Below are 26,218 nucleotides of genomic sequence, written 5' to 3'. Positions count from 1 at the left end.
AAGAAGATGGGGGCGCAAAGCTCGCCCCCCTTGAGAATCCCCCCACCGCTCACGTCCAGCCAACCGCGTATCGAAGGCTGATGCAGTCGCACCCGTCGTTCCTCTCTATTGGGAGCGCCTGCAACCTGAATTGTGCCTACAGCTGGTGTACCTGTGGGGAGTGACGGTAGTCTGCGGGTCATGGCAAGGTACTCCAGGGGATCCCTAAGGGGGCGGTGGAGCCCCCTTAGGCGTCCTTCTTTGGGTACTTTCTTTGACGCAAAGAAAGTACCTCGCTGTCGGTCGACTACCGACAAGCTGCGCCGCTTCCCGAGCGGCAAATCTAAGGAAAGCTCCGCCGCTCCCCGAGCGGCAAATCACTTCGCCGCTGCAAGCTCCCCTGTATTCTCGATTTCGGAGATCATGTCCACCCGGACCTGATGGCGGCCGCCCTCATAGGCGGCGCCCAGCCACTCGTCCACGATCATCTTCGCGGTCTCGACGCCGATGACCCGCGCGCCGAAGGCGATGATGTTCGAGTTGTTGTGCTGCTTGGAGAGCTTGGCCGAATAGGGCTCGCTGCACACGCAGGCGCGGATGCCCTTGACCTTGTTGGCGGCCAGCGAGATGCCCACGCCGGTGCCGCAGATGAGCACGCCGCCGTCGACCTCGCCCGCGGCCACCAGCTTCGCGACCTTGTAGCCGCTGACGGGGTAGTTGAACCGCTCGGTGCTGTTGGTGCCGACGTCGACGACCTCGATGCCCTTCTCCTCGAGATAGGCCTTGATCTCCCGTTTCATTTCGACCGCGACGTGGTCGTTTCCAATGGCAAGTTTCATGGCGAGTTCCTCCATTCTGAAATCACAAGCCCGGGCCCGCGCAAAACCGCGCCGCCCGGGCTGTTTTGTTTCGTTTACAGGTAGCTGGGGTCCGCCAGCCGCTTTTCGGCGTAGATGGCCGCGCCGACCGGGCCGTTGGCCTGGTTGGGACGCGAATAGCGGAGGTCGAGCGTCCGCTCGGGGTAGGGCTTGCGGGCGTAGCGGTGCACCGCTTCCTCCAGCGCGCCGCGCGGGAAGCCCTCCATCTGGAGCAGGCCGCCCCCCAGGATGACGCAGTCGGGGTCGAAGAGGTTGGCCTCCGCCGCGACCGCCTGTCCCATGCCCTCGAGGAAGTCCTGCATGACGCAGGAATCCATGTGCCGGGCGAAAAGCTGGTTGATCGGGGTGCCGGGGAAATGCTGCGCCTGGATCCGTTCGAGCGCGATGCCCGAGACGACCGTCTCCATACAGCTCACATTGCCGCACATGCACACCCGCTTGTTGCCGTAGACGGGCAGGTGCCCGAGCTCCGCGGCGACGCCGTTGCGGCCCAGCAGGATCTTTCCGTTGACCATCACGGCGTTGCCGATGCCGGTGCCGAAATAGATGCCCGCCACGCAGTCCTGCGCGGTGACGCCGAGGTCCTCGAGGTCGAAGAGCAGCAGGTAGTTGACGTCCCGGTTGATGAAGACCGGGATGCCGAGCGCGGATTCGAGCGCGTCGACGACGGCGAAATCGTCCGGGATACAGGCGATGTTCGGGGTCTGCACCACGACGGTGCGCGCGCGGTTGATGGTGGAAGGAAAGCCGATCGAGACGGCCTTGGGCATCTTTCCGCCGAGGTTGCGCCCGCAGTAGCCGCGGATGCACGCGGCCAGCTTCTGCGCGGGGTCGCAGTCCTCCAGGAAGGTGTCCCGCGTGCTCTGCCGCTCGAACGCCGACAGCCGGTGCGACCCGTCCACCAGGCCGAACCGCATATTCGTGCCGCCGATATCAATCCCGAGCACATACGCTTCCGATCCGTTCATGGTCTGGCCTCCCGTTCACAGTTTGACGCCGGTTTCTTCCTCAAACTGTCCTTTCATCTTGTCATATGCGGCCGCGAGGTCCGCGTCCAGGCTGAAGAGCCCCGAGGTGCCGAGGATAAAGGTCTCCGCGCCCGCGTCATAAAGCCGCTTGAAGGTTTTCTTATTGCAGGAGCCGTCGATCATGATCCGGTAATGCCAGCCGTTTTCCTCCCGCAGGCGCTTGGCCTCGGCGATCTTGTCGAGCATCTCGGTGATGAACGGCTGCCCCGCGAAGCCCACGTCCACCGTCATCAGCGTGAGCACGTCGATGCGGTTGAGGTAGTGCTTGCAGTAAGAGAGCGGGGTCGCCGGGTTGAGGGTGACGCCCACCTTGCAGCCCGCGTCCCTGATGTGGTTGAGGGTACGGAAGCAGTCGGTGTTGATCGTCTCCGCGTGGGGGCTGATGAGCGCCGCGCCCGCTTCGGCGCAGGCGTCGATCCAGTCGTTGGGGGCGGTGGTCATCAGGTGGACGTCCATCGGCTTTTTCGCCACCCGCGCGCAGGCCCGCATGAAATCGGGACTGAGGGTGATGTTCTTGCAGTAGTGGCCGTCCATGATATCGATGTGGTAGCCGTCGGCCTTCTGGTCGAGCACCTCGATCTGATGCTTGATGTCCAGGAAATCCATGCACATCAGGCTCACGGAAAATTCAGGTTTCATGATAACAAGTACCTCCGACAAATCTATAGGTCCCCCGCCCCGGCGGGCGGGGCGGGAGTGGGGAAAATCGGGAGCGCGCCGGTCAGTTCTTCCTGCTCGCGCCGAAGAACCGGTCGAGGGTCACGGCCAGGATGAGCAGGCAGCCCATCGCCAGCTGCTGGTAGTAGCTGGAGACGCCGACCATGTTGAGGCCGTTGTTGATGACGCCGATGATCAGGCCGCCGATGACGACTTTGGGGATCTTGCCGACGCCGCCGAAGAAGGAGGCGCCGCCGATGATGACGGCCTCGATGGCGAAGGTCTCGTAGCCGGTGCCGGCGTTGGGCTCGGCGGCGGCGAGGCGGGCGATGTTGACCATGCCGGCCAGCGCCGCGCAGACGCCCGAGATCGAGAACGCGAGGATGGTGTGCTTTTTGACGGTGATGCCGGCGTACCAGGCGGACTGCGAGTTGCCGCCGAGGGCGTAGAGGTTGCGGCCGCACTGGCATTTGGTCGTCAGGAAGGTGAGCACCGTCGCGGTGATGAGCGCCACGAGGATGGGAACCGGTACGACGCCGAACAGCTTGCCGCCCATCGTCTTGGAGAAAGCCACCGGCAGGCCGGAGACGGCGCGCGCGTCGGTGATGATGTAGACGAGGCTGCGCAGGATGGCCTGGGTGCCCAGCGTGATGATGAAGGGGGGCAGGCCGGTGGCGGTGACGAGCACGCCGTTTAAGAAGCCGATGAAGGCGCCGAACAGCAGCACGCCGACGAGGATGGCGACGACCGGGTGAAACCCGGCGTTGACCATCAGCTGCGCGGTGAGCGCGCCGGAGAGGGCCATGATCGAGCTGACGCTCAGGTCGATGCCGCCGAGCAGGATGGCAAAGAATTCGCCCAGGCCCAGCAGGATGGTGATCGAGCTCTGCTCCATCACCTTGACGAGGTTGCCGCCCGTCAAAAAGGTGGTGGGCCGCAGGATTCCGAATACGACGACCATGATCGCGAGGATCGTGATCGTGCTGTAGCGATCCCAGTAATCGCTGAAGGTGAAGGACCGTTTCGTGATCGTTTTCAACTTGCTCTCCTCCCGTGTCATGCAGTTTCGCCGGTAGCGGCCTTCGCGAGCTTTTCCTCGGTCGCGTCCGCCACTTCGTAGATTTCTGTGATCCTGCCGTCCGCCATGACGGCGATCCGGTCGCAGAGGCCGAGCAGCTCCGGCATTTCGCTGGAGACCACGATGACCCCGATTCCTCCGTCGGCAAGCCCGCGCATCAGCTTGTAAATCTCGCTCTTGGTCCCGACGTCGATGCCCTTGGTGGGCTCGTCGAAGATGAGCAGCTTGACGCCGGCCGCCATCCATTTGCCGAGGATGACCTTCTGCTGGTTGCCGCCCGAGAGCTGCGAGGTGAGCTGCTCGAGGGAGGCGCATTTGATCTGGATGTCCGCGCGCTCCTTTTCGGCGAGCCGCTGCTCCTCGGCGTTGTTGGTCAGCCCCAGCATCCCGTCGAGGGAGGAGCGCTTGAGCTGGTAGGCGATGGAGATGTTGCGCTTGTTGCTGAAGTTCTGGAAAAAGCCCGTCTCACGGCGGTTCTCGGTCACCATCCCGATCCCCTGGCGCAGCGCCTGGTAGGGATTCTTGATCGTGAGCCGCCTGCCTTCGAGCCACACTTCGCCCGAGGCCTTGGGCGCGGCGCCGTAGATGGCGCACATCGTCTCGCTGCGCCCCGCGCCGACGAGCCCCGAGAACCCGAGGATCTCGCCCCGGCGCAGGCTGAAGGAGATGTCCTTCGCCCTGCCGTCCTTGCGGGTGAGGTTTTTGCATTCGAACATCACGTCGCCGAATTCGTAGTGCTCCTCCGGCTTGTGCTGGTAGGTGCCCTTGATCTCGCGTCCGACCATCAGCCGGACCATGTCGTCGGTGGTGAGGTCGGCCACCTGGTAGGTGCCCACATAGCCGCCGTCCTTCATGATCGTGATGCGGTCGCCGATTTCGGCGATCTCGGAGAGCTTGTGGGAGATGAACACCACGCCCTTGCCCTCTTCCTTGAGCTGGCGGATGATGACGAAGAGCTTCTGGACCTCCTCCTCGGTCAGCGAGGAGGTCGGTTCGTCCATGACGATGACCTTCGCGTTAAAGGCAACCGACTTGGCGATCTCGACCATCTGCTTTTCACTGATGCTCAGGTCGCCCACGCTGGTGGTCGGCTTGCGGTTCGTGAGGTTGACCTTTTTGAGCAGTTCCTCGGTGCGCGCGTTCATTTCGGCGTAGTCGACCACGGCCAGCGGGCCCGCGTGCTTCATCGGCAGGCGGCCCATGAAGATGTTTTCGCGGATATCCAGCCAGTTGACCACGCTCAGCTCCTGGTAGATGATGCTGATGCCGCCCTCGGCGGACAGGTGCGGCGTGAGGTGGGAATACTCCTTGCCCTCCAGCACGATGGTCCCACCGTCCGGCCTGTAGGCGCCGCTGAGCACCTTCATCAGGGTCGATTTCCCGGCGCCGTTCTCTCCCAGCAGGACATGCACCTCGCCGGGGCGCACGTCAAAGTTGATGCGGTCCAGCGCCACCACGCCAGGAAAGCGTTTGGTGATTTCTTTCATTTGGATGATGGGTTCCAATCGCGCCCTCCCCTTTCAAAGAGATGATCATTTCCGGCACCGCCGCCAGACGCGGTCAGCTGGGCAGGCGCCCCGCCGGGGCGCGGTGCCTGCCACTCGCAGCGCCTGACGCAGCGCCGCCCCCTGCGGGGCGGCGGCGGCGCGTCTGCGTCGGGTGATTACTTGATATACTCGGAGGCGTTCTCGCTGGTGATGAGGATCGCGTCGATGCCGTAGACCGGGACCTCGGCGCCGATTTCCATCGCCGCGTCGTTCTCAACGGCCTCGACCATCAGCTGCAGGCCCTTCGCGCCGACGGCGGCGGGGTCCTGCGCGACGGTGGCGGTCAGCTTGCCGTCCGCGACGGACTGGATCGCATCGTCGTTGCCGTCGGTGCCGCAGACCTTGATGTCCTTGCCGGAAGCCTCGACAGCCTCCTGCACGCCCATCGCCATGGTGTCGTTGCAGCAGTAGATCGCCTTGAGGTCGGGATGCGCGGTGATGTAGTTGGTGGCGACGTCATACGCCTTGGTGCGGTCCCAGTCGGCCGGCTGGCTCTCAACGATCGTGAGGCCCGCGGCTTCAAAGGCGGCCTTCGCGCCGTCGCGGCGGTTCTCACCGGAAACCGCGCCGGCCTTGCCCTCGACGATGGCGACTTCGCCGGCGCCGCCGATCTGCTCGATCAGGTATTCCGCGCCGAGTTTGCCGACCGCGACGTTGTCGGTGGCGACATAGGCGTAGCAGGCGCCGCCCAGCTCGGCGAGCGCGTCCATATTGACCTTCTCGTCGATGTCGACGATCTTGATGCCCTTGGAGGTCGCGTCAGCAATCGCGTTGTTCAGGTTCACGTCGGAGATCGGAGCCACGCCGATCGCCTTGTAGCCGGTGGAGATGGCGTTCTCGAGCAGAGTGACCTGTCCCTCGACGTCGTCCTCGGTGTTGGCGGCGTAGATGTCGACCTTGATGCCCATCTTGTCGGCCTCGGCCTGGATGCCGTCGCGCATGGTCTGCCAGAACTGGCTGGAGAGAACCTTCAGGACAACGGCGTATTCCGCCTTGCCCTCGGCGGCCGGGGCGCTCTCGGCGGGAGCCGCGTCGGTGCTCGAAGCCTCAGCCGCGGGCTGGGAAGGCTGGGCGGGGGTGGACCCGCAGGCCGCCAGGCTCAGACCGATTGCCATAGCCAAAAGAATCGCGATGATCTTTTTCATTGAATTTCCTCCTAACATGTTGTCCCGTCCCGGTCGGGGCGGAAAGTGTCGAAAACGGGTAATCGTTTTCTCACTGCATCCCAAATATAATATTTCGCCAGTTGAATGTCAACCGCGTGGAATCAATTTCATCGATTTGATGGGTAATCGTTTGCTCATCTTGTGCAAATTACCCGGATTGATTACAAAAGCGTAACAAAAAACGGGCGCCGCCCAAAGGCGGCGCCCGTTTGATCACCTTTTTCCCGTCACCGGCGGGTGGAATTCCGCACCGTCAGCGTCACGGGCAGCCGGTAGTGGCTGCGCTCGGGGCGCTCCCCGCGCATCATCTGGAAGAGCAGCTCGGTGGCCAGCCGCGACATCTCCGCCACGTCCTGGTGCACGCTCGTGAGCCCGGGGCCGCACGCCTCGGCGAGCTGGCAGTCGTCGAACCCGGTCACCAAAACGTCGCGCGGCACCGAAAGCCCGTGCTCGCGCAGCGCGATGACCGCTCCCGCGGCCATCGTGTCAGTGGTGGACATGACGGCGTCGAACGCCACCCCGCCGTCGAGCAGGTCGGCGACCGCCTTGCGCGCGCCGTCGATCGAGACGGCGTCGAGGTTGATGCGCAGGGCCTCTTCCTCCTCCACGCCCGCCTCCCCGATCGCCCGCTGGAAGCCCCTGTACCGGGCGAGCTGGTTGGAGTCGTTGCCGAGGCATTTAAGGATGAGGATGTGCCGGCAGCCCGCGCCCAGCAGCTCCCGCGTGGCGAGATAGCCCCCCTGGGTGTTGTCCGACTCGATCATCACGCCCTCCCCGCGCTCCTTTTCGCTGCGGGAGGGGCGGTCGACGTAGACCACCGGCAGGCTGTCCAGCTCGGTGTAGTTGCGGGTGCTGGAGATCAGCACGATCCCGCTGACGTTCTGGGCGGTCAGCGACCGGATGTGCTTCTTTTCCAGCGAGGAGGATTCGTTGGTGTTGCAGATCAGGCAGGAGTAGCCCCGCCGGGTGAACTCCATCTCAAGGTGGAGCACCACGTTGGCGAAATGCGGGTTGGTGATGTCCGGCACCACCACGCCGATGACGCGCGTGCGGCTGGTGCGCAGCCCCTTGGCGCTCATGTTCGGGGTGTAGTCGTTCTGCCGGATGACCCGGAGCACCCGCTCCTCCGTCTCCTTGGAGAACCGCCCGTTCTGGTTGATGACACGGGAGACCGTTGCGGTCGAAACGCCGGCCAGCTGGGCGATCTCCTTGATGCTTTTGGCTTTTTCCACACCTGTCCCTCCCGATCCGCGCCGGAAACGCTCATTTCCGAACAGTATACGCGCTGTGCGGGCGTTTTGCAAGTCCCCCGCGGCTTTCGCTATTTCATCCCCTTGAGGGGCAGAATCTCCTGGTAGACGGCGTGGTACATCGGCGGGATGACCTTGTCGAGGTGGATGCTCCCGAAGAACCAGTGCTTGTAGCGCACCGTCTGGGAGACCTCGTCGAGGAACGCCTCCAGCTGGTTCACGTGGTCGCGGTCCATGTTGAGGAACCCGTTGACCGTGTTGGAGGCCGAATGGGTGATGATGTAGTCGACGACGTTGCCGCGGGCCGCCAGGTTCTCCCGCGCGTGCGCAAGCTCCTCCGGGTCGGGCAGCTCGCCCGGCCACCAGCTCGCGCCGGGGACGCGCGCGTCCGAATCGGAGCTCTCCCCGCCCCCGAAGGTGAAGACCTCGTCGCTTTCGATCGTGTAGATCTCGCCGCGGAGCAGCTGGTGGCATTTGCCGCTGATCTGCCGCGCCTTCCCGCCGCAGAAGTCGACGACCGGGTAGCCCGCGAGCAGGTCGAGGTTGTCGTGGGTGCCCTCGACGAAGAGGACGCTGTAGCGGCGCTTGCCCAGCCATTTGAGCACCCGCTGTTCCTTCTTGGAGCCGTCCCACACAAAGCCGAAATCGCCGCAGACGATCAGCGTGTCGCCCTTTTTGAGCTTTTTGGCGGCCCTTCCCTTGAAGCGGCCGAGGTCGGCGTGGACATCTCCCGTCACATAAATCATAGATCGTTTCCCCCGTGGATGGCGGTTATTTCGCGGCCGCGATGGCCCGGTCGAGATCGGCGATCAGGTCCGCCGGGTCCTCCAGCCCCACCGACAGGCGGACGGTCTCCGGCGTGATGCCGCTCTCGGCGAGCTGCTCGTCGGAGAGCTGGCTGTGGGTGGTGGAGGCCGGGTGGCTGATGAGGGTGCGGGAATCGCCGACATTGGTGACGTGCAGGATGAGTTCGAGCGAGTCGATGAGCTTCGCGCCCCGCTCGCGGCCCCCCTTGAGCCCGAAGGTGAAGACGCCGCCCGCGCCCTTCGGCAGGTATTTCCGCACAAGCGGGTAATAGGGGCTGGACTTGAGACCCGGATAGTTGACGAACGCCACGTCGGGGTGGCTTTCGAGGTGTTCGGCGATCGCGAGGGCGCTCTCGGAGATGTGCCTCATGCGCAGCGAGAGGGTCTCGATGCCCTGCATGATGAGGAAGGCGCTCAGCGGCGCGCAGCAGCCGCCGAGGTCGCGCAGCATCATGGCGCGCAGCCGGGAGAGGAAGCCCGCATTGCCGCAGTCCTTGGCGAAGACGACCCCGTGGTAGCTGACGTCCGGCTCGGTGTAGAGCGGGAAGCGGGGATTGCCGTTGAAGTCGAAGGTGCCCGCGTCGGTCACGATGCCGCACATGGCGGTGCCGTGGCCGCCAAGGAACTTGGTGGCGGAGTGAACGACGTAGTCCGCGCCGTAGTCGATGGGGCGCAGCAGGTAGGGGGTGGTGAAGGTCGAATCGACGATCATCGGGACGCCGTGCCGGTGGGCGATCGCCGCGATCGCCTCGATGTCCGCCACGTTCGCGTTGGGGTTGCCGATCGCCTCGACGAAGAACGCCTTGGTGCGGTCGGTGACGGCCGCCTCCCAGGCGCCGAGGTCGCCCGGGTCGACGAATTTCACCTTGACGCCGATCCGCCCGAGGGTGACGCCCATCATGTTGATCGCGCCGCCGTAGATGCAGATGGAGGAGACGATCTCGTCCCCCGCGCCCGCGAGGTTCAAAAAGGTGTGGACCATCGCCGCGTGCCCCGACGCGAAGGCGAGCGCGCCGATGCCGCCGTCGAGCGCGGCCACCCGGCGCTCGAGCGCGTCGACGGTGGGATTGCTCAGGCGGGTGTAGATGTTGCCCGGCTCCTTGAGCTCAAAGAGCCGCGCCGCGTGCTCGGTGCTGTCGAAGGTGTAGGCGGTCGTCTGGTAGATGGGCAGCGCCACCGAATGGGTCTCGGGGTCGGGCTGGGTGCCCGCGTGCACCATCAGCGTGTCGAAGCCGTAATTTTTATCCGCGTAATCCAGCATCTCAATTCCTCCCGTGCTGCAAAATTCCTCGAAATTTGTCTTTTCTTTTGTCGGAACTTTTGGTATACTGTGGGTAGATATTGGCTATTCTAGTAAAATGTATCGGGTTCATTTTATCACAATTTGCCACCGGGCGCAATCGGCAATCCACATTTGATCTGACGCCGCTGCTTGAATCCTGCCGCAAAGCAGCCGGCTTTTGTGATACCGCTCCGGCAGCGGGGAAACGGAAGCTGAAATGAAAAGATGGTGCGCATTCCTCCTGGCGATGACGATCGCCTGTACCATGCTGGCCACGCCGCTTTTGGCGGCTCCGAAGGACGACGGCGCCTCCGCCGGCTCGTCGGAAGCCTCATCGGGGAATTCCTCGTCGGAGCCGGACTCCTCCGGCTCTCCGGACGGCGCGTCCGGCGGCGCCGGGAGCGCCTCACCGGACGCCTCCCTCTCCCCCTACGTGCCCCCCGACGAGGAGCTCTACCAGTCGCAGGGCATCTACCTGCTCAACGTCGACTCGGGCGAGCCGGTCTACAACCGCAACGAGATGGAGCGCATCCAGCCCGCCTCGCTGACCAAGATCATGACCGCGCTCGTCGTGCTCGAGAGCGACCACGACCTCGACAACGAGACCACCGAGCTCAAGACCTATATCCAGAACTATCTCTATAATCTTCAGGCGGGCGACGGCGGCATCTACCAGGGGGTGCAGTTCACGCTGCGCGACCTGCTCTACGGCTCCCTCACCCAGTCGGTCAACGCCGCCGCGATGATGCTGGCCGACTATGTCGGCAACGGCAGCATCGAGGACTTCTGCGTGATGATGAACCAGAAGGCCAAGGAGATCGGCGCGAAAAACACCCACTTCTCCAACCCCACCGGCCTCTACATCGAGGGGGAGGAGAACTACACCACCGCCTATGACATGGCCCTCATCGCCCAGTACGCGATGCAGAACGAGGACTACATGGAGATCGCCAACACCCGGGTCTACACCGCCTACCCGACCGGCGGCCCCGAGAGCGGCATCACCTGGATCTCCACCAATAAGATGATCAACGCCGCCGACACCGACGGCTACTACTACGAGGGCCTGCGCGGCATCAAGACGGGCACCCTGCCCGAGCCGGGGCAGGGGGTCGTCAACTTCGTCTCCACGGCGACGCGGGACGGCTACACCTACCTCGCCGTCTGTCTGGGCGCGCCCTACCGCAGCCCCGACGGCGAAATCTACGCCAACAACCTCGCCTTCCGCGACACCGCGCGCCTCTACGACTGGGCGTTCGACAGCTTCCGCGTCAAGACGCTCATGAGCGTGGGCGAGGAGGTCGCGGGGGTCAACGTGCGGCTCTCGTGGGACACCGACTATATCAAGCTCTTCGCGGCGGACAAGTTCGCCACCCTCGTGCCCAAGGACGTGACCGGCAGCGACATCGAGCCGCAGGTCGAGATCTACAAGGCGATCGAGCGCCCGGTGAAGGGCCAGAAGGGCAAGACCGAGCTCTTCATCGACGCGCCCGTCGAAAAGGGGCAGGAGGTCGGCCGCGTCAAGCTGATGCTCATGGGCGAGGAGGTCGGCAGCGTGCCGCTTGTCGCGGGCGAAACGGTCGAGGCGAGCGTCGCGCTCGTCTACCTGGAAAAGGTGAAGGCCTTCTTCGGCAACTTCATCTTCAAGTTCATCCTCATCTTCGTCATCATCGTGATCGTCCTCTATATCGCCCTGATGATCGTGCGCAACCACAACAAGCGCCGCTACCAGGCCAAGCGCCGCCGCCCGCCCCAGCAGAAGCGGTAAATCGGATTTGAAACGGGATGCCTCGCGGCATCCCGTTTTTCATGCAGTAAAACGGGATTTCCGCCGCACCTTTTGATTGAAACGGCCGTGCACAAGCCGCCCGCCGGGGCGTGGAATATCCCGACATGATGAATTGGGAGGTCAAAAAAATGAAACGAAGCCATTGGGTCCCGCTTTTTGCCGTCCTCGCCGCACTCTCCCTCCTGCTGAGCGCCTGCGGCGCGTCGTCGTACCCCAAAACCGCCGCCGCGACGCCGTCCCCCGCCATGGCGGACTCCGCCGCATACGGCGGATACGCGGAGGACGCGGCCGCCGATATGGGCGGCTTCCAGATGCAGTCGCTCGCGGCGGAGGCCCCGGCCGAAGCGCCCGAACCGAGCGCGCAGGTATCCGACGAGGCGCTCGCCGGCCGCAAGATCGTCAAGCACAGCTACCTCTCCCTCGAAACAATGGAGTTCGAGCGGGCGCTCGCGCAGATTTCGGAGCTCGTCAGCGGGGCCGGCGGCTATGTGGAGAGCCAGAGCGTCGACGGCCGGAGCCTCAGCTACCGCGGCAGCTACTACGAGCGCAGCGCGTCGGTCACCGCGCGGGTGCCCGCCGAAAAGCTCGACGAGGTGGTCGCCGGCGTCGGGGGACTCTGCAATATCGTCTCCCGCAGCGAGAATATGGACGACATCACCGACAGCTACTTCGACGCGCAGGCGCGCCTCGATTCCCTGCGGCAGCAGGAGGCGTCGCTGCTCGAGATCCTCTCCAAGGCGGAGAAGCTCGAGGACGTCGTCCAGCTCCAGACCGCGCTTTCCGACGTGCGCTACCAGATCGAATCCCTCACCGCCCAACTCAAGCGGATGGATTCGCAGGTGACCTACTCCTACCTCAACATGGACCTGCGCGAGGTCGTCGAGTACCAAGAGACGGCCGCCAAGCCCAAGACCTTCGGTGAAAAGCTCTCCGCCGCCGCGACGCGCGCCGGCAACCACCTTGTCGCGTCGGTGCAGGGGCTCCTGCTCTTCGTCGTCGAGGCCGGTCCCCTGCTGATCCTCTGGGCCGTGATCATCCTCGCGATCCTGCTGGCCGTCCGCGCCATTTTGCGCGCCGCCAAAAAGCGCCGCGGGAAAAGGGCTCCCAAGCAGCCCGCAGCCCCTGCGGCGCAGGGTTCCCCCGCGCCGGAGAATGAGAAGCCGCAGGAATGACCCGTTTGAAAAATTTATGGAAACAGCGGCCCCGCGAAAGCGGGGCCGCTGTTTTTTCGGGCATCCGCTTGACTTTTATCGGGAACGCGCTATAATTCATATTAGTATGAATTTCATATTTATATGGTTACGGAGGCGCTTATGGAAATTCCGAAGGGGCATCACATTTTCGGCACGGTCAAGGTGGGCGAGCGGGGCCAGATCATCATCCCGAAGGAGGCGCGAGAGCTCTTCGGCATCAAGGCCGGGGACATCCTGCTCGTCCTCGGGGACGAAAAATGGGGGATCGCCGTCACGAAGGCGGACGTCCTGCAGGCCCACGCGCAGGAGGTCTTCCAGATGATCGAGGAGGCCGGGAAGCATGAGGATTGAAGATACCACCCTCTCCTTTCTGGAGGAGGACTGCCTCCAAAGGTTCGGGAGGGCGGAGGGCGCGGAGGTATTCAGCCGGACGCAGGAGCGGTACCGGGACCTTCTGGAGGGCGCCGACGACCGCGGGAGCCCCGCCATCCGGGAACACCTCCAGAAAAAGCTCTTCCCGCCCATGGCCTACTACCTGACGCTGCTCGAGCGGGGGATCCCGCGGGAGAAGGCGCTGGACCTGACCGGGGAGGAGACGCGCCGGGCGGCGGGCGTCAAGCGGGAGCAGATGCGGCGCCTCGCCGGGCTCCCCTTCGCCTACACCCTCTACCGCTTCGCCTGCAAATCGTTCATGAGGAAGAACTTCCCCGAGGAGGGCTGGGAAACCGAGTGGGTCCGCTGCGACGGGGAGGAGCTCCACTTCAACCTCGGCAGGTGCATCTACTGGGACCTCACGCGGCTGCACAGCTGCCCGGAGCTGTGCCGGCTCTACTGCGAAAACGACCTCGTCTCCTTTTCGGGGCTGCTCCCGAAAATCCGGTTTGAGCGCGGCGGCACGCTGGGGACCGGCGCCCCCCGCTGCGATTTCCACTTCCTGAAGGGTGCGTCCCGCCCGGCTCCCCCCAAATGAAAAGAGGCCGTCCTTCCGGACGGCCTCTTCTTTGCGGTTTTGCAGAAACTTACTTGAGTTCGACGGTCGCGCCGGCATCCTCGAGTTTCTTCTTGATGTCTTCGGCGTCGGCCTTGGAAGCGCCTTCCTTGACCGGCTTGGGAGCCTCGTCGACCAGGGCCTTCGCCTCTTTGAGGCCCAGGCCGGTGATCTCCTTGACCAGCTTGATGACGCCCATCTTGGAAGCGCCGGCGTTGGTCAGGATGACGTCGAACTCGCTCTTCTCCTCAGCGGCGGGAGCAGCGGCGGCGGCGCCGCCGGCGACCATCACCGGAGCGGCGGCGGAAACGCCGAACTCTTCCTCGATCGCCTTGACCAGCTCGTTGAGCTCAAGGACGGTGAGGCCTTTGACATCTTCTACAAACTTCAGAATTTTCTCAGAAGCCATAATAAATACCTCCTATAAGTTTCATTTCAGTGGAACGTCGTAAACCGCTCATTCGGCGGCGGGAGCGGCCTCCTCGGCCGTGGGGGCGGGTTCCTCGGCCGCGGGAGCGGCCTCGGCGGGAGCGGCAGCCTCTTCGGCAGGGGCGGCTTCCTCGGCGGGAGCGGCCTCGCCGCTCTTCTCGGCGATCGCGTTGAGCGCGACGGCCAGACCGCGCAGGTTGCCCTGCAGCGCGCTGCACAGCATCGAAAGCAGCGCTTCCCTGTTCGGGAGCTTGCCGAGTTCCGCGACCTTCGCGGCGTCGATCACGCCGCCGTCAACAAAGCCGGCCTTGACAACAAACTTTCCCTTGCTGTCCTCCGCATACTTGGTCAGGATCTTGGCCGCGACGACCTGATCGCCGTCGCTCAGGGCCAGGGCGGTGGTTCCTTCAAGCACCGAATCCAGTGCGTCGTAACCGACCTCCTTTGCCGCGAAGCGGAGCAGCGTGTTCTTGACGACCGCGTACTCGACGCCGGCTTCCCTCAGTTCCTTACGGAGCTTGGTATCGTCGGCGACATTGATCCCCTTGTAGTCGACCAGCACGCCCGCGGCAGCATTTTTCAGCTTTTCCGTCAGCGCGGCGACCGCCTCTTGTTTCTGCTGGAGAATTTTCTCGCTTGGCAAATTCATTCACCTCCAACTGATTCATCAAAAAAAGCCCTTTTCGCCATACCGCGAAAAGAGCATTCAAACCCGCGCGTCACCGCGAGGGGATTACGCCTTTCCTCGGCAGGCAAGGCCGGAGCCTTTTATGTCGTAATGACACCTGCTGTCTTCGGACAGCTTTGTAAGTCTATCATATTTTTGCCAGCCTGTCAAGCCCTGATGCGCCCTTTGCCCGTTGCGGGCGGGAAATTTTTCTGGTATGATGGATGGGATGAAAAAACGCACCGGACGGAGGAGATTTTCATGGATCTGCGGGAACAGCAGCGGCGCGCCTTTGAGGAAAACCCCGGGCTGGAGGCCTTCCAGAAGCGCAAAAGGGCGCTTTTGTGGGGGATGTTCTTCCTGATGATGCTCCTCAAGGCCTTCAACCTCTTCGCCGTCTCGGGGACCGCGCTGCTGCCGCTGGTCGCCGGGCTCGCACTGGGCGCGCTGGTGCCCGGCATCGTCGCCCTGGCCCTCTACCGCGGCCCGTGGAAGCTCGCCTTCCTGCTCTACGCGCTCGCCGCCGTCTCCCTGGCGGACATCCTGAAGAACGCCCTGCCCGTGCTTTCGCTCGGCGTTCCGCTGGCGCCGCTCTTCTACGTGGTGCTGGCGATTGAGAGCGTCAGCTGCGCCTACACGCTCCTGCTCGCGGTCTACCTGACCGTCCCGGCCAAAAGCCGCGAATACGCGCGGCTGACCTGCGGGCTTTACGACGCGTGGCGCGACGAGACGCGCCGCCAGAGCGGCCGCAGGCCGTGACGGACTCCCGCAAAAAAGCTCCCCGCGAAAGCGGGGAGCTTTTTATTTTCAGCAATCAGACAAAGCGGCCGGGGTTGATCTTGATGCCGGGGCCCATCGTGGAAGCGACCACGCAGGACTTGACATACTGGCCCTTGGCGGCGGCGGGCTTCGCTTTCACGATCGCGCCGAGCAGGGTGTCGAAGTTCTCCTGCAGCTTCTCCACGCCGAAGGAGACCTTGCCGATCGGGCAGTGGATGATGTTGGTCTTGTCGAGGCGGTACTCGATCTTACCGGCCTTGGCCTCCTGGACGGCCTTGCCGACGTCGGGGGTGACGGTGCCGGCCTTCGGGTTCGGCATAAGGCCGCGGGGGCCGAGGATCTTACCGAGGCGGCCGACGATGCCCATCATGTCGGGCGAGGCGATCACGACGTCGAACTCCATGAAGCCTTCCTTCTGGATGCGCTCCATCAGGTCCTCCGCGCCGACGATATCGGCGCCCGCGTCGAGCGCGGCCTGGGCCTTGTCGGCCTTGCAGAAGACGGCCACGCGGACCTTTTTGCCGGTGCCGTTGGGGAGCACGACCGCGCCGCGGACCTGCTGGTCGGCATGGCGGCTGTCGACGCCCAGACGGACATGGACCTCGACGGTCTCGTCGAATTTCGCCTTGCCGGTTTTCGTGCAGAGATCAAGCGCCTCGGCCGTGTCGTACAGCTTCTGGCTGTCGACCAGCTTTGCGCTGTCTGTATATTTCTTACCGTGTTTCATCTGAACATTTCCTCCTTAGAGTGGTCATTAACGGATTTTTCCTCCCACCCGGGAGCTTAGTCTGCGACTTCGACGCCCATGCTGCGGCAGGTGCCCGCGATCATGCTGATCGCCGTTTCGACATTCGCAGCGTTGAGGTCGGGCATTTTCAGCTCCGCGATCTTCCTGAGCTGTTCCTTGGTGATCGTGCCGACCTTGGTCTTGTTGGGCACGCCGGAACCGCTCTGCAGGTTGATCGCCTTTTTGATCAAAACGGCCGCAGGCGGCGTTTTGGTGATAAAGCTAAAGGAACGGTCGGCATACACAGTGATGACGACCGGGATAATCATACCCGCTTCGTTCTTGGTACGCTCGTTGAAATCCTTGGTGAAGGCCATGATGTTGACGCCGTGCTGGCCGAGCGCCGGGCCGACCGGCGGGGCGGGCGTTGCCTTGCCTGCCGGGATCTGCAGCTTGATATAGCCGACTATCTTCTGAGCCATTTAAAAAGCACCTCCAAAATTAGTGGTTCATTTCGGGACGCAGGAACGTCCCTCCCACAAGCCGGCTCACGCCGGCTCATATCGCCGGAATCGCACCGGCACCTCTCAAAAAAGATTAATTCAAGGGTTCGATCTGGTCGATTTCGAGTTCGACGGGCACGTCCTTGCCCATCATCGAAACGGTGACGCGCACAAGGGCGTTCTGCAGGTCGATCTCGTCGACCGTGCCGATGAAGCCCTCGAGATAACCGTCGCTCACCCGGACCGAATCGCCCACCGCAAAATTGACCTCAATGTTGCGCTGCTCGACGCCCAGCCGCTGCACCTCTTCCTCCGTCAGGGGGACGGGCTTGCTGCCCGGCCCGACGAACCCGGTGACGCCGCGGATATTGCGCACGACATACCAGCTGTCGTCGGTCATGATCATTTTCACGAGCACGTAACCCGGAAAAATTTTGCGTTCGACTTCGCGTTTTTTGTTGTCCTTGATCTCCGTGACCATTTCGGTGGGAACCTTCACCTCGCCGATCAGGTCCTGGAGCTTCCTGTTTTCCACCGCTTTTTCAATGTTCGTGGCAACCTTGTTCTCATAACCGGAATAGGTGTGCACCACATACCATCTCATATCAGAGTCCGCCATGCATCCACCTCCCGATCATTTTAACACCAGCATCCTTACCGCCGTCATCCGAGCAGGCTGGTAAAGAGATGGATCAGCAGGGTTGCGACGGTGTCGAAGCAGGCGACGACGATCGCGGAGATCACGACCATGATAACGACGATCACCGTATTGTTGATGACCTGTTTCTTGCTGGGCCAGACGATCTTTTTGACCTCGCCTTTGATATCCCTGAAAAAGCGTTTCACCCTGTCGATGAAGCCGGGTTTTTTCTGCGCTGCGCTATCTGCCATCGTTAGACCCGCCTTTCATCCTCACTTCGTTTCCCTGTGCAGGGTGTGCTTCCGGCAGAACTTGCAGTACTTGTTCATCTCAAGTCTGTCGGGATCGTTCTTCTTGTTTTTCATCTTGTTGTAGTTGCGCTGTTTGCACTCCGTGCAGGCCAGAGTAATTTTCACTCTCATTTCGGCACCTCCTGATAATACCGGATTTTTTTGCCTCCCTCGAAAAGGAAACAGGTTGTTTTTGGACAAAAAAAATAACCCTTTTAGAGGTGTACTCATCATACCACAACGGGCCTGTCCAGTCAAGCCCCGAATTCCGTTTTTTTACATGATTTCAGCCCTTTTCGGCGCGGATCTCAAGCATCAGCCGCGCCCCGAGGCAGAACCCCTCCCGGAACGCGTCCTGCTGCTCGATCGCGAAGATGTCCGCCTTCGCGGCCATCAGCGCGTCCAGCCGCTCTTTCTGGCCCGCGTCCAGCATGGCGTGAAGCGCGTCGTAACGCGCGCAGAGGCTGCTCGCCGCCTCCTGCCACCCAGGCACCTCGCGCATGTCCCGGCTCTCCAAATGAAACTCTCCCGTGTACAACGCAGTGATCATTGACATTGAAATTCCCCCTTTGGGGATATCATAACGCATTTCTTGATGGAGTTGTTGCTTCTACTACAAAATTGTGGTGCGAGAATCCTATCTCGCACTATGGAACTTGACTTTTCCCACTTTTCGCATATAATAAAAGCAGACAGGAGGCGTAACCGTTAAACGGTTATTCCGCCGGTTGATCGATCAAAAGTAACCGTCAACTTTTGGAAGGGTGGACGGTTACTTTTTTATTGCCACGATGATGAACAGCATAAGCATCGCAAAGATGATTATGTACTCCATCCGCGCACCACCTCCTCCCTGCCGGGCTGCCCGGCAGCGGAAGGCGGAAGAACCGTCCGACGAAACGCGCTCCTGTCTGTTTTTATTATTAATGGGATATCTTTCCTTTGTCAACATATATGTGCAGGCGCCCGCGAAACGGGCGCCTCTTTTGTTCCTCTTTTTCTTGAAAAAAGGAACCGAAAAAATCGCCTGAAGCAGGGCCTGCGGGCCCGGGCTCAGGGCTCCGCCCTCGAAAAGGCCCCGCGTTCCTTCCGGAACGCGGGGCCTTTTCTCACCCGCCGCCTTTTGAAAAAGGCGGGCGAAAACTTTGTTTCGCGGGCCGCGGCCCGCCTGGGCCGACGCTTCCCGTCTTAGATAAAGCCCAGATAACCCAGGCCGAAGACCCAGAAGAAGATCGTCACGACCGAGAACATCGTGCCGAACACCACGAGGTGCCCCGCGAGGTCGTAGTCCGCGTCCATCGCGTGGGCCATGTTGAAGGAGGCCACCGCCGTCGGCGCGACAAACATGCCCATCAGCCCCACCAGCTCGACGCCGCGGAAGCCCATCCAGATCGTGATCGGCAGCATGATCGCGGGCACGATCACCAGCCGGCCCGCCACGCCCACGATGATGTTGCGCAGGTTGCCGCGCACCGCGCCGAAATTGAAGAGCCCGCCCAGCACCATGAGCGCCACCGGCGTGGAGCACCGGGTGATGTCCCGCAGGGAGGTCACCACCGGGACGGGGAGCTGGATGCGCAGCGCGACCGTCAGGTAGCCGAGGATCGCCGCGACGATATAGGGGTTTTTGAGCACGCCGAGCGCGATTTTGCCCGGCTTGATCTTTCCGCCGCGGAAGATCTCCAGCTCAATGACCGTCAGCACGTTGTAGAGCGGCACCACCACCGACACGAGCAGCGAGATCGGGCCGATGTTGCCCTCCCCGAGGATCGAGGTGCCGATCGCCGTGCAGAAGAGCACCGCGTTGGTGCGGAAAAGCCCCTGAAGCAGCGCGGCGCGGCGGGGGTTTTCCTTCTCGATCACCACCGTGATGATCCACAGCGCGGTGAACAGGAGCAGCTCGCTCACCACGGCGAAAAGCAGCATCCGCCCGCTTTCGCCAATGGGGGTGCGCGCCGTGTAGATGTTATAGTAGAGAAGCGGCGCCATGAATACTTTAAAACAGACGTCGTTCATCTTGTCGAGCGTGTGCTGGTCGAACATGCCGATCCTGCGCAGCAGGCAGCCCAGCGCGAGCATCAGGAACATCGGCACGACGACGTTCATGGCCATTTGCAGGCTTTCCACACAATCCCTCCTCCATTCTGTCAATAGTACAATCTTAGCCGTGTGCGGGCGGAAAGTCAAGAAATCCCGTGCGCCTTGTGATTTTGGATAAGCGCGCCCCCGCTTCCCGCCAAAATACCGACAGGTTACCTCATTGCGTACTATCGGCGTTTGTGCTAGAATATAGATTGAATTATTATGAATATTTCTATATCTGGATGTGAGGGGTTTTCTTTGGGCAAAAAAACAGTGGCCGTGGTTTTCGGCTCGGTCTCCAGCGAATACGAAGTCTCCCTGCGCTCGGCGGCGTCGGTGCTGCGCAACATTCCGCGCGACCGCTACGACGTGGTCATGGTCGGCATCACCAAGGACGGGCGCTGGTATGAATACGGCGGGTCGGTCGACGACCTTGAGGCGGACCGGTGGCTCGAAAACGGCCCCGTCACCCCGGCGGTCATCTCCCCCGACCGCTCCTGCGGCGGACTGCTGCGCCAGGCCCCCGGCGGGCCGGAAAACGTCCCTGTCGACGTGATCTTCCCCGTCATGCACGGCGAGCACGCCGAGGACGGCACCATCCAGGGGCTTTTCGAGATGGCGGGCATCCCCTATGTGGGCTGCGGGGTGCTGGCCTCCTCCACCTGCATGGACAAGGACGTCACCCACATCCTGCTCGAGGCCGCTGGCATCCGCACCGCGCCCTACGCGGCGCTCGTGCGTCCGCAGCTCGCCCGCTTCGATTCCCTCGAGCCATCCCTGCGGGAGAAGCTCGGCTACCCGATGTTCGTCAAGCCCGCCAACACCGGCTCGTCGGTCGGCGTCGGCAAGGCGAAGGACCGGGCGGGGCTGCTCGCCGCCCTGAAGGAGGCGTTCCGCTACGACCGCAAGGTGGTGGTGGAAAAGGCGATCGTGGGCGCGGAGGTCGAATGCGCCGTGCTCGGCAACTACACCGACGCGGCCGCGGCGGTCGTCGGGGAGATCGTCCCCCACCACGAATTTTACGACTACGAGGGCAAATATCTCGACGATTCCACCGACCTTTTCATCCCCGCGCGCATCCCGAAGGAGACGAGCGAGGCGATCCGCACGGCCGCCGTGCGGGCGTTCGCTGCGATGGGCTGCACCGGGCTGGCGCGTGTCGATTTCTTCGCGGAGCGGGACGGCGGGATCATCCTCAACGAGATCAACACGCTGCCCGGCTTCACCTCGATCTCCATGTACCCCAAGCTCTTCGAGGCGGCGGGCGTCCCCTATCCCGAGCTGATCGACCGGCTCATCCGGCTCGCGCTGGAAAAATAATCGAACGAACCATTCAGCAAGAAAGAGGTGAGCGGTATGGACAACCGTGCGATCGGCGTCTTTGATTCGGGGCTGGGCGGCCTCACGACCGTCCGGGAGCTGCGCAAGCTGCTGCCGGACGAACGGATCGTCTATTTCGGCGACACCGGGCGGGTCCCCTACGGGAACCGCAGCCGTGAGACGATCCGGAAATATGCGATGCAGGACATCCGCTTCCTCAAACGGCACGAGGTCAAGCTGGTCATCGCGGCCTGCGGCACCGTCAGCTCGGCCCTCACGCCCGAGCTTTCCGCCGAGGCGGGCGTGCCCTTCTCGGGGGTCGTCGTCCCCGCCGCGCAGGCGGCCTGCGCCGCCACCGTCAACGGCCGCATCGGCGTGATCGGCACCACCGCGACGGTGCGTTCGGGCGCCTATGGGCGCGCCATCCGCACGATCAACCCCGACGCGCGCACCTTCGGCAACGCCTGCCCCCTCTTCGTGCCGCTGGTGGAAAACGGCTTTATCCAGCCGGACAACGAGATCACCGCGAAGGTCGCGGAAATCTACCTCAAGCCCATGATCGACGAGCGGGTCGACACCCTCATCCTCGGCTGCACCCACTACCCGCTCATCTACGATATCATCGACCGGGCGCTCGGCTCCCGCGTCACCCTCATCGACGCCGGCAAGCAGGTCGCGCGCTGGGCGCAGGGCTATCTCGCCCGGGAGGACCTGCTCGCCGGGCCGGGAGGCGGCGGCACCGAATTTTATGTGAGCGACTCCCCCGACGGGTTCTCCGAAATCGCCGGCCTGTTTTTGGGCGGCGACGTCAAGGGGGACGTCACGCAGATTGATCTGGATACGCTTTAGCGTACACAAAGGATGTTACGGATGAAAAAGGATGTTCTAATCGAAATCAAAGGCGTTTATAAGCAGGAGGGCGACGAGGACGAAATCGAGCTCTTTACGACCGGCTCCTATTATAAGCGCAACGGCAACTACTATATCGCCTACGACGAATCGGAGGCCACCGGCTTCGACGGCACCCACACGGTGCTCAAGGTCGAGCAGAGCGACAAGGTCACCCTGCTGCGCACCGGCACCGCCAAAAGCCAGCTCATCGTCGAGCGGGGCGTGCGCCACCAGTGCCACTACGACACCGGCTACGGCCCCATGATGATCGGCGTTTCGGGCGACCGCGTCGTCTCCGAGCTCGGCGACCACGGCGGCAGGCTCGAATTCGCCTACTCGCTCGACGTCAACACCCTGCTTGCCAGCGAAAACGCCGTCTATATCAACGTGCGCGAACAGGCGTAGCAAAGGGACCTTTCAGACCTTGAGGGCCGGCCGCCGGCCGCATGGGAGCGTTCCGAACAGGGCTCCCCCGGGCGGCGGGCCGGCAAAAAATATGAATGTACAGGATGTGTGACAGCATGACCAACCCGATCGCCGAAACCAAACAGTCGGTCGCGCAACTGCTCGACGCCGCGCTCGAAAGGGCCGTCGAGGCGGGGGCGCTGCCCGCCTCGAACGAGCTGCCCGACTTCGTCGTCGAGATCCCCGCGGACACCTCCCACGGCGACTTCGCCTCCAACATCGCGATGGCCTGCGCGCGCCCCTTCAAAAGCGCGCCCCGCAAGATCGCCGAGGCGATCTGCCAGCACCTCGACCTCTCGGGCAGCCCCTTTGACCGGACGGAGATCGCCGGCCCGGGCTTCATCAACTTCTTCCTCAAGGACGCGTGGTTCGCGGACGTGGTCGCGGCGGTGCTGCGCGAGGGGGATTCCTTCGGCCGCACCGGCTTCGGGCGCGGGGAAAAGGTCCAGGTCGAGTTCGTCTCCGCCAACCCCACCGGTCCCATGCACATGGGCAACGCGCGCGGCGGCGCGCTGGGCGACTGCCTCGCGGCCGCGCTTGACTGGGCGGGCTACGACGTGACCCGCGAGTTCTACGTCAACGACGCCGGCAACCAGATCGAAAAATTCGGGCTCTCCCTCGAGGCCCGCTACCTCCAGCTTTACCGGGGCGAGGAGGCGGTCCCCTTCCCCGAGGACGGCTACCACGGGGACGACGTCCGCGAGCGCGCGAAGGAATTCGCGAACCAAAACGGGGACAAGTACCTCGACGCGCCGGCGGAGGAGCGCCGGCGGGCGCTCGTCGACTACGCGCTGCCCAAAAACATCGAAAAGCTGAAGGCAGACCTCGAACGGTACCGCATCGTCTACGACGTGTGGTTCCACGAGAGCGAGCTGCACCACGGCGCGATCGACGAGGCGATACAAAAGCTCACCGAACGCGGCATGACCTACGAGAAGGAGGGCGCGCTCTGGTACCGCGCCACCGAAAACGGCGGCGAGAAGGACGAGGTGCTCGTGCGCGCCAACGGCTTCCCCACCTACTTCGCGGCGGACATCGCCTACCACTACAACAAGTTCGCGGTGCGCGGCTTCCAGCGGGTCATCAACGTGTGGGGCGCCGACCACCACGGCCATGTGGCCCGCCTCAAGGGCGCAATGGACGCCATCGGGCTCGACGGCTCCAAACTGGACATCGTGCTCATGCAGTTCGTGCGGCTCATGCAGGACGGCCAGCCGGTCAAGATGTCCAAGCGCACCGGCAAGGCGATCTCGCTGACCGACCTTATCGACGAGGTGCCGGTCGACGCGGCGCGCTTCCTCTTCAACCTGCGCGAGCCCAACTCGATGGTCGATTTCGACCTCGGGCTGGCGGTCGAGCAGTCGATGCAGAACCCCGTCTACTATGTGCAGTACGCGCACGCGCGCATCTGCTCGCTGCTCAAAAAGCTCGCCGAGGAGGGCGTTTCCCCACGCGCCTGCTCCCAGAAGGAGCTCTCCGCGCTGAACACCTCCGAGGAGGCCGAGCTCATCCGCGCGCTCGCGCGCTTTCCGCAGGAGATCGTCGACGCGGCCAGGAGCTACGACCCCGCGCGCCTCACCAAATACGCGGTCGACGTCGCGACGCTCTTCCACAAGTACTATACCGTCTGCCGCGTCAAGGGGGAGGCCGAGCCGCTCATGCAGGCGCGCCTCAACCTCTGCCTCGCGGCGCGGACAGTTATACGCAACGTATTAAATTTGTTGAAAATCACCTTCCCCGAAAGCATGTAGGAGGAACCGAAAGATGGAAGACAACGGCCGAAGTCGATTACGCCTGCCGCTGCTGCTCGACGGCGCGACGGGCACCGAGTTCATGAAGGCGGGGATGCCCGCCGGCGTCTGCGTCGAGCAGTGGGCGCTGGAACACCCGGAGACGGTCGCCTCCGTCGTGCGCGGCTATGCCGACGCGGGCAGCGACGTGGTCTACGCCCCCACCTTCCTGGCGAACGCGGGCAACCTGCGGATGTACGGACTGAGCGAGCAGGTGGCGGAGCTGAACGCCGCCCTCGTTCGCACCGTCCGTGAGGCGCTCGCCGGGCGCGGGACGCTCGTCGCGGGGGACATGTCCACCACCGGGCTGATGTGCGAGCCGTTCGGCGAGACGGAATTCGTCCACCTGATCGGCATCTACGCCGAACAGGCCCAGGCGCTCGCGGACGCGGGCGCCGACCTGCTGGCCATCGAGACGATGAGCTCCCTCTCCGAATGCCGCGCGGCCGTGCTTGCCGCACGGCAGACGGGGCTTCCGCTCTTTTTGACGATGACGGTCGACGCCGAGGGGCGCACGATGTGGGGGGACGACGTGCTCGCCGCGCTGGTCGTGCTTCAGGATTTGGGGCTGTCGGCCTTCGGGCTCAACTGCTCGGAGGGGCCGGACGACATGGTGCCCCTCTTTGAACGGATCGCGCCCTATGCGAAAATCCCCCTCATCGCCAAGCCCAACGCGAGCAATCCCCCGCTCTCTCCCGTGCAGTTCGCCGACAAGTGCGCCCGCCTCATGCGGCGGGGCGTTTCGATCATCGGCGGCTGCTGCGGCACCGATCCGGAATACGTCGCCGCGCTCCGCCACATGGTGGACGCCTTCGACGTCGACCGCGTGAAGGTCGCGCCCGCCGATTACGACATCCTCGCCGCCGGCCGGGAGGTCTACTACCTCGACGACGACCTCGAATACTCCGAGCCGCTCACCTGCGAGGTGGATATGGCGGATACGCTTCTGGAGGTTTCACACGACAGCTGCGACGCGGTGCTCATCCATCTCGATACCCCCGACGACGGCTACCGTTTTTCCCTCAACGCGCACATGGTCGACATGCCCGTCGCCTTTGAGTCGGAGGCGCTCGAGGCGCTCGACAGCGCCCTGCTCCACTACAACGGCAAGGCCATCGTCGTCTCCACCTCCTGCGAGATCGAAAAGGAGGACCTCGAGGAGGTCGCCGCCCGTTACGGGGCAATTGTGATGTGATTTTTCGGGGCTTCGCCCCAAGACGGTTTTGGATTTGCCGCTCAGGGAGCGGCGGAGCTTGTCGGTAGTCGACCGACAGCGGGCTTAGATTTGCCGCTCAGGGAGCGGCGGAGCTTGTCGGTAGTCGACCGACAGCGAGTTCCTTTCTTGCTTGCCCAAGAAAGGAACCAAAGAAGGGCACGAGGGGCTTCGCCCCTGCGACCCCCACGCTGCCTCCGGTTGGCCTGCGGCCAAAGTCGGCGGCGCCCTGTCACGGATCAGCGGACGAGCCCATAGCATCCCGCCGGCCGCCGCGCCGCGGGCGCAATGCCTCTGCCGGAGAGTCTCCGGAACCGTACCGGAAGTGCTCCCGGGGAGGCACGTCCGCTTTTGCATGGCGCGCAGCGCCCACGGGAAGGCGGAAAACTGCGCGGCTACGCCACGCACGCGCTCAGAGCGCGCGAACGCCCGATACGGGCGTTGTTTTCCGCTGGGTGGGTCTCCCCGAGCTATCCGGCTTCGGTCGTTGGGAGCGCCCGCAACCTGAATTGAGCCTTCAGCTGGTGTACCCGTGGGGAGCGGCGGTAGTCTGCGGGTTATGGCAAGGTACTCCCGGAGATTCCGCTTAGAGTTCCGGCTCGTAGGGCCGGGTCCGCGCAGCGGACTCAAGCCGGGGTCGCGGGGCGGAGCGCCCGCGAGCGGCCGTCGCGCGTAGCGCGCTCCGGGTATCCGCCGAAGGCATCCTCTCAGGATTCCGGCCCTTCGGGCCGGGTCGCATGGCGACTCCCTACGGGGAATCCAAAGGGGGCCTGTGGCCCT

General features: G+C 63.3%; 28 protein-coding genes, 1 pseudogene and 1 other annotated feature. Of the genes and pseudogenes, 11 read left to right on the top strand and 18 right to left on the bottom strand.

The genetic code is table 11. From position 1 onward, the window contains the following. Positions 1-356: 356 nt before the first annotated feature. The 9 genes from rpiB to RCI06_RS10600 form a co-directional block, all read right to left on the bottom strand. Positions 357-818 carry a ribose 5-phosphate isomerase B gene (gene rpiB / locus RCI06_RS10640; protein WP_276874592.1) on the bottom strand — a complete coding sequence of 154 codons (462 nt, stop codon included), beginning with the start codon at positions 816-818 and terminating at the stop codon, positions 357-359. Positions 819-892: 74 nt separating this feature from the next. After that, positions 893-1,825, bottom strand: a complete 933-nt coding sequence (alsK, locus tag RCI06_RS10635) for an allose kinase (RefSeq protein ID WP_101548849.1) — start codon at positions 1,823-1,825, stop codon at positions 893-895. A gap of 15 nt (positions 1,826-1,840) precedes the next feature. Further along, positions 1,841-2,524 (bottom strand): D-allulose 6-phosphate 3-epimerase, encoded by a 684-nt coding sequence (gene alsE, locus RCI06_RS10630; RefSeq protein WP_306576045.1) that lies wholly within the window; start codon positions 2,522-2,524, stop codon positions 1,841-1,843. 82 nt (positions 2,525-2,606) lie between these two features. Beyond that, a complete protein-coding gene (gene alsC, locus RCI06_RS10625; RefSeq protein WP_242970804.1) occupies positions 2,607-3,581 on the bottom strand; it encodes a D-allose ABC transporter permease in 975 nt (324 codons plus the stop codon). A 17-nt stretch (positions 3,582-3,598) separates the two neighbouring features. Further along, complete coding sequence (locus tag RCI06_RS10620; RefSeq protein ID WP_101548843.1) at positions 3,599-5,125, bottom strand: sugar ABC transporter ATP-binding protein; 1,527 nt, start codon at positions 5,123-5,125, stop codon at positions 3,599-3,601. A 158-nt stretch (positions 5,126-5,283) separates the two neighbouring features. Continuing rightward, entirely contained in the window at positions 5,284-6,312 is a 1,029-nt protein-coding gene (gene alsB, locus RCI06_RS10615; RefSeq protein WP_306576043.1) for a D-allose transporter substrate-binding protein, read from the bottom strand. Positions 6,313-6,560: 248 nt separating this feature from the next. Further along, positions 6,561-7,565: a LacI family DNA-binding transcriptional regulator gene (locus RCI06_RS10610; protein WP_306576042.1), complete on the bottom strand. Its 1,005-nt coding sequence runs from the start codon at positions 7,563-7,565 to the stop codon at positions 6,561-6,563. 89 nt (positions 7,566-7,654) lie between these two features. Further along, on the bottom strand, positions 7,655-8,329 hold the full coding sequence (locus RCI06_RS10605; protein ID WP_306576040.1) for a metallophosphoesterase: 675 nt from the start codon (positions 8,327-8,329) through the stop codon (positions 7,655-7,657). A gap of 25 nt (positions 8,330-8,354) precedes the next feature. Beyond that, positions 8,355-9,650 (bottom strand): O-acetylhomoserine aminocarboxypropyltransferase/cysteine synthase family protein, encoded by a 1,296-nt coding sequence (locus RCI06_RS10600; protein ID WP_101548838.1) that lies wholly within the window; start codon positions 9,648-9,650, stop codon positions 8,355-8,357. A 238-nt stretch (positions 9,651-9,888) separates the two neighbouring features. Here RCI06_RS10600 and RCI06_RS10595 point away from each other — a divergent pair, with 238 nt between their 5' ends. From RCI06_RS10595 to RCI06_RS10580, 4 genes are all read left to right on the top strand, one after another. Then, the gene (locus RCI06_RS10595) at positions 9,889-11,439 is read left to right on the top strand and encodes a D-alanyl-D-alanine carboxypeptidase family protein (protein WP_288234629.1); all 1,551 of its coding nucleotides are present in this window, start codon (positions 9,889-9,891) and stop codon (positions 11,437-11,439) included. 149 nt (positions 11,440-11,588) lie between these two features. After that, a complete protein-coding gene (locus RCI06_RS10590) occupies positions 11,589-12,632 on the top strand; it encodes a DUF4349 domain-containing protein (RefSeq protein ID WP_306576038.1) in 1,044 nt (347 codons plus the stop codon). A gap of 141 nt (positions 12,633-12,773) precedes the next feature. Continuing rightward, complete coding sequence (locus tag RCI06_RS10585; RefSeq protein WP_101548832.1) at positions 12,774-13,004, top strand: AbrB/MazE/SpoVT family DNA-binding domain-containing protein; 231 nt, start codon at positions 12,774-12,776, stop codon at positions 13,002-13,004. Continuing rightward, complete coding sequence (locus tag RCI06_RS10580; RefSeq protein WP_276873879.1) at positions 12,994-13,623, top strand: L-2-amino-thiazoline-4-carboxylic acid hydrolase; 630 nt, start codon at positions 12,994-12,996, stop codon at positions 13,621-13,623. Before RCI06_RS10585 ends, RCI06_RS10580 begins: the two co-directional genes overlap by 11 nt. A gap of 49 nt (positions 13,624-13,672) precedes the next feature. On the opposite strand, the gene rplL is transcribed toward RCI06_RS10580, so the two are convergent. After that, entirely contained in the window at positions 13,673-14,050 is a 378-nt protein-coding gene (gene rplL / locus RCI06_RS10575) for a 50S ribosomal protein L7/L12 (protein WP_101548828.1), read from the bottom strand. Positions 14,051-14,209: 159 nt separating this feature from the next. Further along, positions 14,210-14,713: pseudogene (gene rplJ, locus RCI06_RS10570) on the bottom strand (50S ribosomal protein L10); the annotation flags it as partial. A gap of 18 nt (positions 14,714-14,731) precedes the next feature. Continuing rightward, positions 14,732-14,886: a sequence feature (ribosomal protein L10 leader region), on the bottom strand. 112 nt (positions 14,887-14,998) lie between these two features. Between rplJ and RCI06_RS10565 the strand changes: the two are divergent. Then, the gene (locus RCI06_RS10565) at positions 14,999-15,496 is read left to right on the top strand and encodes a hypothetical protein (RefSeq protein ID WP_306576036.1); all 498 of its coding nucleotides are present in this window, start codon (positions 14,999-15,001) and stop codon (positions 15,494-15,496) included. 55 nt (positions 15,497-15,551) lie between these two features. Here the strand turns inward: RCI06_RS10565 and rplA are convergent, their stop codons facing one another. The 6 genes from rplA to RCI06_RS10535 form a co-directional block, all read right to left on the bottom strand. Continuing rightward, positions 15,552-16,244, bottom strand: coding sequence for a 50S ribosomal protein L1 (gene rplA / locus RCI06_RS10560; RefSeq protein ID WP_101548822.1), 693 nt, complete (start codon positions 16,242-16,244; stop codon positions 15,552-15,554). A 56-nt stretch (positions 16,245-16,300) separates the two neighbouring features. Beyond that, the gene (gene rplK, locus RCI06_RS10555; RefSeq protein ID WP_101548820.1) at positions 16,301-16,726 is read right to left on the bottom strand and encodes a 50S ribosomal protein L11; all 426 of its coding nucleotides are present in this window, start codon (positions 16,724-16,726) and stop codon (positions 16,301-16,303) included. Between the two features lie 115 nt (positions 16,727-16,841). Beyond that, positions 16,842-17,366, bottom strand: coding sequence for a transcription termination/antitermination protein NusG (gene nusG / locus RCI06_RS10550; RefSeq protein ID WP_101548818.1), 525 nt, complete (start codon positions 17,364-17,366; stop codon positions 16,842-16,844). A 44-nt stretch (positions 17,367-17,410) separates the two neighbouring features. Then, entirely contained in the window at positions 17,411-17,638 is a 228-nt protein-coding gene (gene secE, locus RCI06_RS10545) for a preprotein translocase subunit SecE (RefSeq protein ID WP_101548816.1), read from the bottom strand. Between the two features lie 21 nt (positions 17,639-17,659). Beyond that, positions 17,660-17,809, bottom strand: a complete 150-nt coding sequence (gene rpmG, locus RCI06_RS10540) for a 50S ribosomal protein L33 (RefSeq protein ID WP_006876590.1) — start codon at positions 17,807-17,809, stop codon at positions 17,660-17,662. 154 nt (positions 17,810-17,963) lie between these two features. Then, positions 17,964-18,227, bottom strand: coding sequence for a DUF6809 family protein (locus RCI06_RS10535; RefSeq protein ID WP_186895867.1), 264 nt, complete (start codon positions 18,225-18,227; stop codon positions 17,964-17,966). A 214-nt stretch (positions 18,228-18,441) separates the two neighbouring features. Here RCI06_RS10535 and RCI06_RS10530 point away from each other — a divergent pair, with 214 nt between their 5' ends. Further along, positions 18,442-18,708, top strand: coding sequence for a hypothetical protein (locus RCI06_RS10530; RefSeq protein ID WP_306576032.1), 267 nt, complete (start codon positions 18,442-18,444; stop codon positions 18,706-18,708). 157 nt (positions 18,709-18,865) lie between these two features. Here RCI06_RS10530 and RCI06_RS10525 read toward each other — a convergent pair whose 3' ends face one another. After that, the gene (locus RCI06_RS10525; protein WP_306576030.1) at positions 18,866-19,804 is read right to left on the bottom strand and encodes an AEC family transporter; all 939 of its coding nucleotides are present in this window, start codon (positions 19,802-19,804) and stop codon (positions 18,866-18,868) included. Positions 19,805-20,017: 213 nt separating this feature from the next. Here RCI06_RS10525 and RCI06_RS10520 point away from each other — a divergent pair, with 213 nt between their 5' ends. From RCI06_RS10520 to RCI06_RS10500, 5 genes are all read left to right on the top strand, one after another. Then, positions 20,018-21,079: a D-alanine--D-alanine ligase family protein gene (locus tag RCI06_RS10520; protein WP_306576028.1), complete on the top strand. Its 1,062-nt coding sequence runs from the start codon at positions 20,018-20,020 to the stop codon at positions 21,077-21,079. 36 nt (positions 21,080-21,115) lie between these two features. Beyond that, entirely contained in the window at positions 21,116-21,928 is an 813-nt protein-coding gene (gene murI / locus RCI06_RS10515; protein ID WP_101548803.1) for a glutamate racemase, read from the top strand. A gap of 21 nt (positions 21,929-21,949) precedes the next feature. Further along, positions 21,950-22,375 carry a DUF1934 domain-containing protein gene (locus tag RCI06_RS10510; protein WP_242970803.1) on the top strand — a complete coding sequence of 142 codons (426 nt, stop codon included), beginning with the start codon at positions 21,950-21,952 and terminating at the stop codon, positions 22,373-22,375. A gap of 116 nt (positions 22,376-22,491) precedes the next feature. Beyond that, positions 22,492-24,186, top strand: coding sequence for an arginine--tRNA ligase (argS, locus tag RCI06_RS10505; protein WP_302550114.1), 1,695 nt, complete (start codon positions 22,492-22,494; stop codon positions 24,184-24,186). Positions 24,187-24,199: 13 nt separating this feature from the next. Beyond that, positions 24,200-25,420, top strand: coding sequence for a homocysteine S-methyltransferase family protein (locus RCI06_RS10500; RefSeq protein ID WP_288235133.1), 1,221 nt, complete (start codon positions 24,200-24,202; stop codon positions 25,418-25,420). Positions 25,421-26,218 lie beyond the last annotated feature (798 nt).

Origin of the sequence: Anaerotruncus massiliensis (ex Togo et al. 2026), from assembly GCF_030825285.1 — a bacterium.
GTDB classification, from domain to species: Bacteria; Bacillota; Clostridia; order Oscillospirales; family Ruminococcaceae; genus Anaerotruncus; species Anaerotruncus massiliensis.
This window is presented reverse-complemented; position numbering and strand designations above follow the sequence as displayed.

Coding starts and splice junctions, on each gene's coding strand:
- rpiB (WP_276874592.1), bottom strand. CDS start 818: ATGAAACTTGCCATTGGAAACGACCACGTCGCGGTCGAAATGAAACGG.
- alsK (WP_101548849.1), bottom strand. CDS start 1,825: ATGAACGGATCGGAAGCGTATGTGCTCGGGATTGATATCGGCGGCACG.
- alsE (WP_306576045.1), bottom strand. CDS start 2,524: ATGAAACCTGAATTTTCCGTGAGCCTGATGTGCATGGATTTCCTGGAC.
- alsB (WP_306576043.1), bottom strand. CDS start 6,312: ATGAAAAAGATCATCGCGATTCTTTTGGCTATGGCAATCGGTCTGAGC.
- RCI06_RS10605 (WP_306576040.1), bottom strand. CDS start 8,329: ATGATTTATGTGACGGGAGATGTCCACGCCGACCTCGGCCGCTTCAAG.
- RCI06_RS10600 (WP_101548838.1), bottom strand. CDS start 9,650: ATGCTGGATTACGCGGATAAAAATTACGGCTTCGACACGCTGATGGTG.
- RCI06_RS10595 (WP_288234629.1), top strand. CDS start 9,889: ATGAAAAGATGGTGCGCATTCCTCCTGGCGATGACGATCGCCTGTACC.
- RCI06_RS10590 (WP_306576038.1), top strand. CDS start 11,589: ATGAAACGAAGCCATTGGGTCCCGCTTTTTGCCGTCCTCGCCGCACTC.
- RCI06_RS10585 (WP_101548832.1), top strand. CDS start 12,774: ATGGAAATTCCGAAGGGGCATCACATTTTCGGCACGGTCAAGGTGGGC.
- RCI06_RS10580 (WP_276873879.1), top strand. CDS start 12,994: ATGAGGATTGAAGATACCACCCTCTCCTTTCTGGAGGAGGACTGCCTC.
- rplL (WP_101548828.1), bottom strand. CDS start 14,050: ATGGCTTCTGAGAAAATTCTGAAGTTTGTAGAAGATGTCAAAGGCCTC.
- RCI06_RS10565 (WP_306576036.1), top strand. CDS start 14,999: ATGGATCTGCGGGAACAGCAGCGGCGCGCCTTTGAGGAAAACCCCGGG.
- rplA (WP_101548822.1), bottom strand. CDS start 16,244: ATGAAACACGGTAAGAAATATACAGACAGCGCAAAGCTGGTCGACAGC.
- rplK (WP_101548820.1), bottom strand. CDS start 16,726: ATGGCTCAGAAGATAGTCGGCTATATCAAGCTGCAGATCCCGGCAGGC.
- nusG (WP_101548818.1), bottom strand. CDS start 17,366: ATGGCGGACTCTGATATGAGATGGTATGTGGTGCACACCTATTCCGGT.
- secE (WP_101548816.1), bottom strand. CDS start 17,638: ATGGCAGATAGCGCAGCGCAGAAAAAACCCGGCTTCATCGACAGGGTG.
- rpmG (WP_006876590.1), bottom strand. CDS start 17,809: ATGAGAGTGAAAATTACTCTGGCCTGCACGGAGTGCAAACAGCGCAAC.
- RCI06_RS10535 (WP_186895867.1), bottom strand. CDS start 18,227: ATGATCACTGCGTTGTACACGGGAGAGTTTCATTTGGAGAGCCGGGAC.
- murI (WP_101548803.1), top strand. CDS start 21,116: ATGGACAACCGTGCGATCGGCGTCTTTGATTCGGGGCTGGGCGGCCTC.
- RCI06_RS10510 (WP_242970803.1), top strand. CDS start 21,950: ATGAAAAAGGATGTTCTAATCGAAATCAAAGGCGTTTATAAGCAGGAG.
- argS (WP_302550114.1), top strand. CDS start 22,492: ATGACCAACCCGATCGCCGAAACCAAACAGTCGGTCGCGCAACTGCTC.
- RCI06_RS10500 (WP_288235133.1), top strand. CDS start 24,200: ATGGAAGACAACGGCCGAAGTCGATTACGCCTGCCGCTGCTGCTCGAC.